This window comes from Rubrivirga sp. (assembly GCF_049648075.1).
Lineage (GTDB): Bacteria > Bacteroidota > Rhodothermia > Rhodothermales > Rubricoccaceae > Rubrivirga.
The window spans coordinates 1-9531 of record NZ_JBARYR010000531.1 but is presented as its reverse complement, the minus strand read 5'-3'; the positions used below and the strand labels follow the sequence as shown (position 1 = coordinate 9531).

Below are 9531 nucleotides of genomic sequence, written 5' to 3'. Positions count from 1 at the left end.
GCTCGACCTCCGCGCCTCGCGCGGCCTCGAGGTCGCCGGCGTCAACGCCCAGCTGCTGGTGATCGGCGAGAACCTGCTCGACTTCTACCGGGCCGACCGCTTCCCGATCATCTTCCCGGCCGAGGAAGCCGCCCACGCGGCGAACGGGCTGGCCCAGATCAACACCCTGTCCGACTTCCGCTACAACCCGGTGCTCCAGCCGGCGCCGCGGTCCGTCCGCGTCGGCCTCCAGTTTGACTTTTAGGTGACCGTCTTGACGACTTCGTATTCGACCGCGCTCTCGTCCTCGATGGGTCCCACCGCGGACCGTTCGGTCTCGACCTCGCGGTCGGGTCACGTTCTCGAGGACGGCGCAGCACGGCGTTCGGCAGGGGCGTATTGCAATACGCCCCTACGGGCGACCTCGAGGACGACAGATACCACAGAGTCGCACCAAAGCGGCCTCGAGGCCGATTCAGACACGGCCTCGACCTCGAGGACGGTGATTTCTACCATGCCTGCCCACAACGTCATCCCGAGCCTGTCGAGGGATCTCGACGCGCCACGTCCAACAGCGCCGTCCCCGAGCGACCTCGAGGTTGGGGCGTCGCCGTTCGCCCTCGAGGCCGATTCGGGGACGGGCGTGACCTCGAGGACGGTTGCAAGACCACGGACCGCCGGGGCGCGTCGAGATCCTTCGACTCCGCTGCGCTCCGCTCTGGATAACGTTGTAGGTGGGCGCGGAGTGCCGCGTTCGACCTCGAAGTCGAGAACCCGACTACGGTCCGCCCTCGAGCGGGCACGGTCGTCCTCGAGGACGCTGCTCGTGGCGCTGGGCGTGGTGCTGGTGGCGCTCGCACCGGCGACCGAGGCGCAGGTCAACCAGTCGGGCGTGTTCATCAACTCGACGCCGGGCGTCCGGGAGGCGCGGACGGACCTGAACGCCAACGGCAACCAGGTGGAGTCGATCGTGACGAACACGGGCGCGATCGGGCGGGGCAACGAGAGCATCAACCAGGCCGGCGTCTGGCCCAAGGGGACCGGCCACGGGCACCTGCACCAGATGTCGGGATTGGTGGCGGCCCAGGTGCCGAACCAGGCGGGGACCCCGACCGTCATCGTCTCCGACGGCTACAGCGACGCCAACTCGGGACCTCTTGCAGAGACGGATGGGCGCGTCGAGTGGAAGTTCCAGCCCAAGCCGGGCTACTTCAACCCGCAACTCGCGTCGCCCGAGATCGCCAACTCGCTCAACCCCGGCTCGTGGCCCAGGACGTGGCCCGGCCGGCCGGCCGAGTGGGACGGGCTGTGGAACGGGTTCTTCGGGCTCAACCAGTTCAACGCGGACCAGGAGATCTTCTACGTGATGGATGACTGGACCAACCGCGAGTTCCAGGTCTTCCCCTTCGGTCCGGGCCAGCCGGACCTCCGCGGCCTGGGCGTCCAGATTGATGTCCGCTTGTTCCAGTGGTCACAAGCCCTGGCGAAGGACATCCTGTTCATGCAGTACGCGGTCTCCAACGCGGGCCAGATCGACTACACGAACCGGCTCGACCAGAACCCGATGTTCTTCGGGGGCTACACCGACACGAACCCCGCCGGCTCCGGTGCGAGCGACGACGGCGCCGCCTTCAGCCAGCCCGTCGATTTGGTCTACGGCTTCTCGACCACCGGGATCGGGACCTGGGTCCAGTTCCCCGAGATCCCGCCGGGCTACGTCGGCTGGAAGTTCTTGGAGAGCCCGTCGATCTCGTTCGACGGCATCGACAACGATGACGACGGGCTCACGGACGAGAGCCGCGACAACGACGCCGGCGCGTTCATCTTCGGCTCGTGCGGCGTCTACGGCCCGCCCCAGGACCATTGGGAGGGTGACGAGGACTGTGACTGGATCGAAGAGATCGACGACAAGGGGACGGACGGCATCGGGCCCGAGGAAGAGGGCTATCCCGGACCAGACGACGACGGGACCGAGGGCAACGGCCGGCCCGACCAGGGCGAGCCGAACTTCGGGCAGCTCGACAAGGACGAGTCCGACCAGGTCGGGCTCACGTCGTTCAACGCCCCGCTCTTCGGCGTCGTCGACGTCAAGGACGAGCCGGCCGTGTGGCGCCGCTTGCAGCCGGGCTTTTTCGACGTCCCCCAGCAGGGTGTCAACCAGATCTGGATCTTCGGCTCGGGCCCGTTCGGGCTCGCTCCGGGCCGGACCGAGCGGTTCTCGACGGCCTTCCTGTGGGGCGCCAACGAGCAGGCCATGTTCCGCACGGCCCAGGTCGCCCAGCGCATCTTCGACGCCGACTACCGCTTTGCCCGCCCACCGCGGCAGCCGAAGGTGAGCGTCGTCCCGGGTGATGGCAAGGTGACGTTGCTGTGGGACGACCTGGCCGAACTGTCACGCGACCCGATCTACGGCCGCGACTTCGAGGGCTATCGGATCCTCAAGTCGACGGACCCGCAGTTCCGCGACGCCCAAGACATCACCGACGCCCTCGGCAACGACGTCTACAAGCGCTCGATCGCCCAGTTCGACCTGGTCAACGGGTTGACAGGGCCGCACCCGTTGCAGTTTGGAGAAGAGATCGGGCTGCCGAACGGCGTCCACTTTTACATGGGCGAGGACACCGGCCTCCAGCGCGCCTACGTCGACGAGGACGTCGTCAACGGGCGGACGTACTACTACGCCGTCCTGGCCTACGACGCCGGCTACGACCTGGACTTTTTCGAGCGCGGCATCACCGAGATCGACAACCTGTTCCCGATCTCGCCGGCCGAGTCCCCGGCCTCGATCACGGTCACGAACGGGGTCATCACCAACTTCGACCAGAACACGGTCCAGGCGACGCCGAACCCGCCGCCGAGCGACACCGAGCCGGGAACCGTCGAGGCCGGGCCGCAGGGCCAGATCGCTCGGACGACGGGGGCCGCCACGGGCACGGTCCGCGTGATCCCGCTCTCGGGCGACCTGCTCCGGTCCACGACCTACACGGTCTCGTTCACCTCAAGGCCGGACGGATCGGCCGTCGACCGCCGGACCTCGACGTTCTCCGTCGTCGACGCCGAAGGGCGGGTGATCGTGGACGACCAGCCGGTCCCGACCACCTTCGAGGGCGTCCCGCTCAACGTCTGGACCTACGAGGTACTGGACGAGGGCTTCACGCTCGCGTTCGAGAACGCGAACCCGACCGAGGCGTCGGTCCAGCAGGCGTCGGGGTGGACGCGCGAGTCGCAGACGAACCTGTTGACGACGCTCAACACGACGCCGGCGTTCGGCTTCGACCAAGCGCCGCTGTGGGCGATCAACGCGGCCATCGAGGTCACGGCCGACACGAGCGGATCTGTGTTCACGTCTCTCTCCGGCCGGTCCTCGCGTGAGGTGTTCTTGCGCATCGTCGACACGGACACCGGTGACCCCATCGACGCCGTCTTTACCGAGCCGCGCGACACGCGTGACGGCAGGATCCAGACGGGCGAGTCGATCACGTTGGCGTTCCTGAACGAGGAGACGGACAGCCGCTTTTCGCAGGCGTGGACGATCCGGTTCGAGCCGCCACTCGCGAACGATGGCTCAGTACTTCCGGAGTCCCAGTGGGTCCTGCCTCAGCCGGGCGACCGCTACCTGATCCGCTCTCCAATCCCCTTCACCGAAGCCGACGCGTTTGCGTTCGCCTCGACCGCCGCACAGAGACTCGACAACGCCGACGAGTCGATTCTCGACCGCGTCCGTGTCGTGCCGAACCCCTACGTCGTGGGCAACGCGGCCGAGACGCGTCCCTTCCTCTCCGGTCGAGGCGAGCGAAAGATCTTCTTCCGCAACCTGCCCGGCGCCACGCGAGTCCGCATCTACACCGTCGCCGGCGTGTTCGTCCGCGAACTCGAGGGCGTGGACGGAGTCGCGACCTGGGACTTGCGAACCAAGGACGGCTTGGAGGCCGCGTTCGGGCTGTACTTCTACCACGTCGAGGCCGAGGGCATCGGCGAGTCGGTGGGACGCTTTGCCATTATCAACTAGGGCTGCCATGACACGCACGATTGCTTTCGCCGCCCTTCTGGCGCTCACGCTCCCGGCCTCGAGTCAGAGCCGCGTCGGCACGACGGCCGGCGGGTTCTTGGAGATCGCCTCGGGCGCCCGGTACATCGCGACCGGCGAGTCGGCCGTGGCGACGGCCGACGACGCTGGGGCCTTGTTCTGGAATCCGGCGGGCATCACGAACGTCCAAGGTGGCGAGGTCCAGTTCCAGCACACCGAGTGGGTCGCGGGGACCCGGCTCGAGTACCTCGCGGGCGTCATCGAGGCCGGCGGCGGCACGATCGGCGCCCACGTCTACCTGTTCGACTCGGGCGAGATGGACGTGACGACGGTCGAGTTCGAGGACGGAACCGGTGAGACGTTCGCCGTCCAGGACGTGACCGCTGGGCTCAGCTACGCGCGCCGGCTCACCGACGCGTTCAACATCGGAGGGACGGTCAAGTTCGTGTCCTCGAGCGTCTACCGGTCCACAGCCACGGCGTTCGCGGCCGATATCGGCGTGCAGTACCGGACACCGTTCGACGACGTGACGCTCGGGTTCGGCATCTTCAACTTCGGGACCGAGATGCAGCTCGCCGGGGACAACACGGCGATCCGAACGGACTTCGATCCGAACACGGCCGGCGACAACGACGGCGTGCTCGCCAACCTGGCGACGCAGTCGTGGGACTTGCCTCTCCTCTTCCGCATCGGGCTCGCCTACGACGCGTTGCAGACGGAGAACGTGGCGGTCCGCGTCTCGTCCGACGCGTTCTTCCCGAACAGCAACAACCAGTACGTCAACGTCGGCGCAGAGGTGACGCTGTTGAACATGGTCCACCTGCGCGGCGGGCTCGCCAACCTGTTCTTGGACGACACATTCGGCCAGGGCTCGCTGCGGCTCGGTGCCGGTGTCGAGGTCGGCGGCCGGGTCCGCGCGGACTACGCCTTCGCGGACCGCGGCGACCTGGGCTCGGTCAGCACCATCGGCGCGTCGTTCCAGTTTTAGGATGCGGCCTCGACCGACCACGTTGCTGCGTCGTCCTCGAGGACGAGCCTCCCTGCTGCTCGTGACGTTGGCTGTCGCAGGTTGCCAGGCCGAGTCTGGAGACGCGCTCGTCCTCGATCCCGTCGTGGCCGAGGGCAACGGCGTCGAGGTCCGGCAGAGCGCCTTCGCCGACGAGTACGCTCGGTTCGCGAGCATCGCGCCGGTCCAGGACGGCTTGGAGGCTCGGCGCGAGTACGCGCAGCGAATGCTCGAGCGCGCCTACATCGCATCGCTCGGAGAGCGATCGGGACTGGGCGAGTTGCCTGAGGTTCAGGCGCACGTCGAGCGGCAACGGGCGTTCGCGATGCGGCAGCATTTTTTGCAAGACTCGCTCTCAGCCCGGATCGACGAGCCGACCGACCTCGAGGTCCGCCAGGCGTTCCGGCGCCAGAACAGCCGCGCCCGCGTCCGACAGGCGTTCGCGACGCGCCTCGAGGACGCCCGGGCGTTGCGCGCTCGCATCGAGGCCGGTGAGCCCTTCGAGGACGTGGCCCGGACGTCGTTCCAAACCATCGGCCTCGACGCGACCGGCGACCTCGGCTGGATCACATTCAACGACCTCGACGAAGCACCCGAGGACGCGATCTTCGGCCTCGAGGTCGGCGCCGTGTCCGAGCCGGTCGAATCGCTTCAGGGGTGGCACGTGTTTCAGCTCCTCGACCTCGAGGAGACGACGCGCCTCGACGCGACGGCGTACGAGTCAGCGCGGGAGCGGCTCGCGTTCGACGTCCGACACCGGCGCATCGAGGAGGCGGGAGCGCGCGTGCTTCGACCGCTCCTCGAAGCCCACGAGCTAGCCGTCGACCTGAGACCGCTGCGCGCATTGTGGCCGCAGATCGCCCCGCTCGTCCCAGACCGCGGGGAGGCCGACGTGCTCGCGGCCGCGCGCCAAGTCTTCCCGGGGATGCAGCCCGAGGGCCTGACGCGAGGCACGCCGGTCGCGACCGTCGACGGGCAGCCGTTCACCGTCGGCCAGTTTCTCGACGCCCTGCCCGGCGTCCCCGTCGAGCACTGGGAGCCGACGCTGCGCAAGGCCGTCGAGGTCGCCGTCCGGGACTCGATCCTGACCGCCCACGCCCTCGACGCGGGCTACGGCGACGACCCCGCGATCGAGCAGACCGCGGCGGCTGCGCGCACGACGGCGCTCTACTACGCCGCCCTCGAGGCCGCGGCCGACACCGTTACCCTCGAGGCACACGCCGAGCGGTTCTACCGGCTGTGGCGCGACGAGTCGTTTGTCGCGGAGCGGACGACGACGTACACGGCGACGGCCTTCGAGACGGAGGAGAACGCTCGGTCGGCGATCGCCCGCTCTCAAGCCGGCGCGCCGTGGTCCGAGGTCGTCCTCGAGGCCGGCGCGGCGACTGACGAGCGATCGCACACAGCCGAGCCCGGCGACGCGGGTCCGTTCGGCGTCCACTCGCTGCCCCTCGCCACCGCCGGCCAACGCGCGCTGACGGGGCCGTTCTTGGACGGCGGCTCGTTCGTCGTGGTCGAGGCGACCTCGAGGTCGGATGCCCACGTCCCGTTCGCCGACGTCCGCGACCAGGTCACCTCCGCCCTCCAAGCCGAGCCGCGGGCGGCGGTCCACCAGATCTTGCTCGACGCCGGCTGGAACCCGTCCGACGTCCGCCTCAACGACGCCGCGCTCCGCTCCGCCTTGTCCGCTTCTCCCCCATCGGCATGACCCGACTCCTCCCTTTTGTCGCACTCGCGCTGATGGCCGCCAGCTGTTCGTCGGACCCGGTCGGGCCAGGCGATGACCCGACCCCTCCCGACCCACCCGACCCGGAGCCGCCGTCGCTCGTCGAGCTGCGTGGTGTCTGGCTAACGAACGTCGACTCCGACGTGATGTTCAGCCGCGAGGGCATCGCGGAGGCCATGCAGTTCCTGGCCGACCACAACTTCAACGTGGTCTACCCGGTCGTCCTCAACGCCGCCATGACGGCGTACCCGAGCCCGACGATGGAAGCGGTAACCGGCGTCCGCATCGACCCTCGCTACGCCGGCCGAGACCCGCTCCAGGAGATTATCGACGAGGCCGCGCGGCACGACATCGCCGTGATCCCGTGGTTCGAGTACGGCTTCGCGTCGTCGTTCAGCTTGAACGGTGGGCCGATTCTGGCGGCGAAGCCCGAGTGGGCGGCGAAAGACCGAGATGGGAATCTGCTCACCAAGAACGGGTTCGAGTGGATGAACGCGTACCACCCCGAGGTCCAGCAGTTCATTCTGGACCTCGTCCTCGAGGTCGCCGAGAACTACGACGTCGCCGGCATCCAGGGCGACGACCGCCTGCCGGCCAACCCGTCCGAGGGCGGCTACTCCGAGTTCACCCAGGAGCTCTACCGCGCCGAGCACGGCGGCCAGGACCCGCCGCGCGGCTGGCTCGACCCGGACTGGCTCCGCTGGCGCGCCGACAAGCTCAACGCGTTTGGACGCCGGATGTACGACGAGGTCAAGGCCGTCGACCCGGACTTGCAGGTCTCGCTCTCGCCGAGCATCTACCCCTGGGGCTACCGCAACTATCTCCAGGACTGGCCGAGTTGGGCCGACGGCGGCTACGCGGACCAGATCCACCCGCAGAACTACCGCTACGACCTCGAGGCCTACAAGGCCACACTCGCGACGCAGCGCGCCGCCGTCCTCAACATCCGTCCCGGCGCCGACTCGCTCGTCTACCCCGGCGTGCTGATGAACGTCGGCGACTATGTGATCCCGGTCGACTACCTGATGGGACTCATGCAGTACAACCGCGACCAAGGCTACCGCGGCGAGGTCTTCTTCTTCTACGAGGGGCTCCGCAAGAACGACGACGCGCTCGCGGACACGCTCCTGTCCACATTCTACGCCGAGCCCGCCCGCCCGCCGTTCGGCGACTAGCGACCTCGAGGGCGACGTCCACTTCGTCCTCGAGGCTGCACTCTTTCCCGTCCTCGAGGACGAGCCGACGCGACCTCGAGGACGAACCATCCTCCGCCCTCCCACCACCGTCATCCCGAGCGAAGCCGAGGGATCTCGACGCGCCCCGCCCGATTGCGCACTCTGACCGTCTACATCCTCGCCAGCCGGAGCCGCGCGACGTACGTCGGCGTGACGAACCACGTCGAACGGCAGCTGGCCGAGCACTGGGCAGGAGTATCGGACTACACCTCGCGCTACCGCATCGACCGGCTTGTCCACCTCGAAGAGTACCCGTCCGCGAGAGACGCCATCGCGCGCGAGAAGCAGATCAAAGGGTGGAGCCGAGCCAAAAAGACAGCGCTCATCGAGGCCGAGAACCCGACGTGGCGCGACCTCGAGGGCTCCCGCTACGGCGCGTCCTCGAGGGCGGTAGCACCACGGAGAACCGAGTCCGACCTCGAGGACGGCCAGGACTCCGCGACAGGACGCAGCGCGTCGAGATCCTTCGGCTCCGCTCAGGATGACGCTGTAGGTGAGACCGGAGCCATGTTGACTTGGAACGCTGGTTCGACCTCGAGGACGACTCAGGAGCGGTCAACGTCCGCCCGGACTATCACACCTAGTTCCAAGTCCCATCCCACCAACAACGTCATTCCGAACCGCCAGGTCGGCGCAGCCAGCTTGTCGAGGAATCTCGACGCGCAGCAGGTTGACGCGCTCTGCCAGAGCGACATCGAGGCCAGAGACGCACCGTTCGTCCTCGAGGCCGATTCAGGAACGAGCGCGACCTCGAGGACGAGTCCAAGACCGAGGGCCGACGCGGCGCGTCGAGATCCTTCGACTCCGCTGCGCTCCGCTCTGGATGACGCCGTTGGCGAGACCGAAACTGACCGGCACGCGACCTCGAGGACGGCGCCGCGACGCACAGCACCACACTCTCATCCTCGAGGACGGAAGCGCACCGCCTGAATGCATACCATCGACTACATCGTCGTCGGGATCTACATCGCCACCATGATGGGGATCGGACTGTGGGCGCAACGGCGAGCGTCGCAAAGCATCGACGGGTTCTTCCTGGGCAACAACGAGATGCCGTGGTGGGCGCTCGGGGCCAGCGGGATGGCGTCGAACTTGGACGTGTCCGGCACGATGGTGATCGCGGCGCTGATCTACGCGCTCGGCATGGACGGCTTCTTTATCGAGATCCGTGGCGGCGTGGTCTTGGTGATGGCCTTCTTCATGGTGTTCATGGGCAAATGGAACCGCCGCGCGAACGTCATGACGACGGCCGAGTGGATGGAATTCCGCTTCGGCAACGGTCGGCAGGGCAAGGCGGCCCGGATCCTCGCGGCCATCGCCAACCTGGTGTTTGCGATCTGGGTGGTGACCTACTTCGCGGCCGGCGCCGGCATTTTCCTGGGCACGATCATGGGCATCGACCCGGACATTGCGACGATCCTGATGGTCGGCTTGGCGTCGGTCTACACGATCACGAGCGGGTTGTACGGCGTCGTCTACACCGACGTGTTCCAGGGCGTGCTGATCGGCGGCGTCATCATCTACGTCGTCGCCAACGTGATGATGGTGTACGACATCC

The 9531-nt window shown here is 67.7% G+C and carries 7 protein-coding genes; all 7 read left to right on the top strand.

Going from position 1 to position 9531, the window contains the following annotated elements; genetic code table 11:
* On the top strand, positions 1 to 244 hold a 244-nt coding region (locus WBA11_RS14780; protein ID WP_424521429.1), incomplete at its 5' end, for a hypothetical protein.
* 249 nt (positions 245 to 493) lie between these two features.
* The gene (locus WBA11_RS14775) at positions 494 to 3988 is read left to right on the top strand and encodes a hypothetical protein (protein WP_424521428.1); all 3495 of its coding nucleotides are present in this window, start codon (positions 494 to 496) and stop codon (positions 3986 to 3988) included.
* Between the two features lie 7 nt (positions 3989 to 3995).
* Positions 3996 to 4994 carry a PorV/PorQ family protein gene (locus tag WBA11_RS14770; RefSeq protein ID WP_424521427.1) on the top strand — a complete coding sequence of 333 codons (999 nt, stop codon included), beginning with the start codon at positions 3996 to 3998 and terminating at the stop codon, positions 4992 to 4994.
* Between the two features lie 61 nt (positions 4995 to 5055).
* Positions 5056 to 6720, top strand: a complete 1665-nt coding sequence (locus WBA11_RS14765; protein ID WP_424521426.1) for a peptidylprolyl isomerase — start codon at positions 5056 to 5058, stop codon at positions 6718 to 6720.
* Positions 6717 to 7913, top strand: coding sequence for a glycoside hydrolase family 10 protein (locus WBA11_RS14760; RefSeq protein WP_424521425.1), 1197 nt, complete (start codon positions 6717 to 6719; stop codon positions 7911 to 7913). Before WBA11_RS14765 ends, WBA11_RS14760 begins: the two co-directional genes overlap by 4 nt.
* A gap of 153 nt (positions 7914 to 8066) precedes the next feature.
* On the top strand, positions 8067 to 8903 hold the full coding sequence (locus WBA11_RS14755) for a GIY-YIG nuclease family protein (protein ID WP_424521424.1): 837 nt from the start codon (positions 8067 to 8069) through the stop codon (positions 8901 to 8903).
* The coding region (locus tag WBA11_RS14750; protein WP_424521423.1) for a sodium:solute symporter family transporter at positions 8904 to 9531 on the top strand (628 nt) is incomplete at its 3' end. It abuts the gene before it with no gap.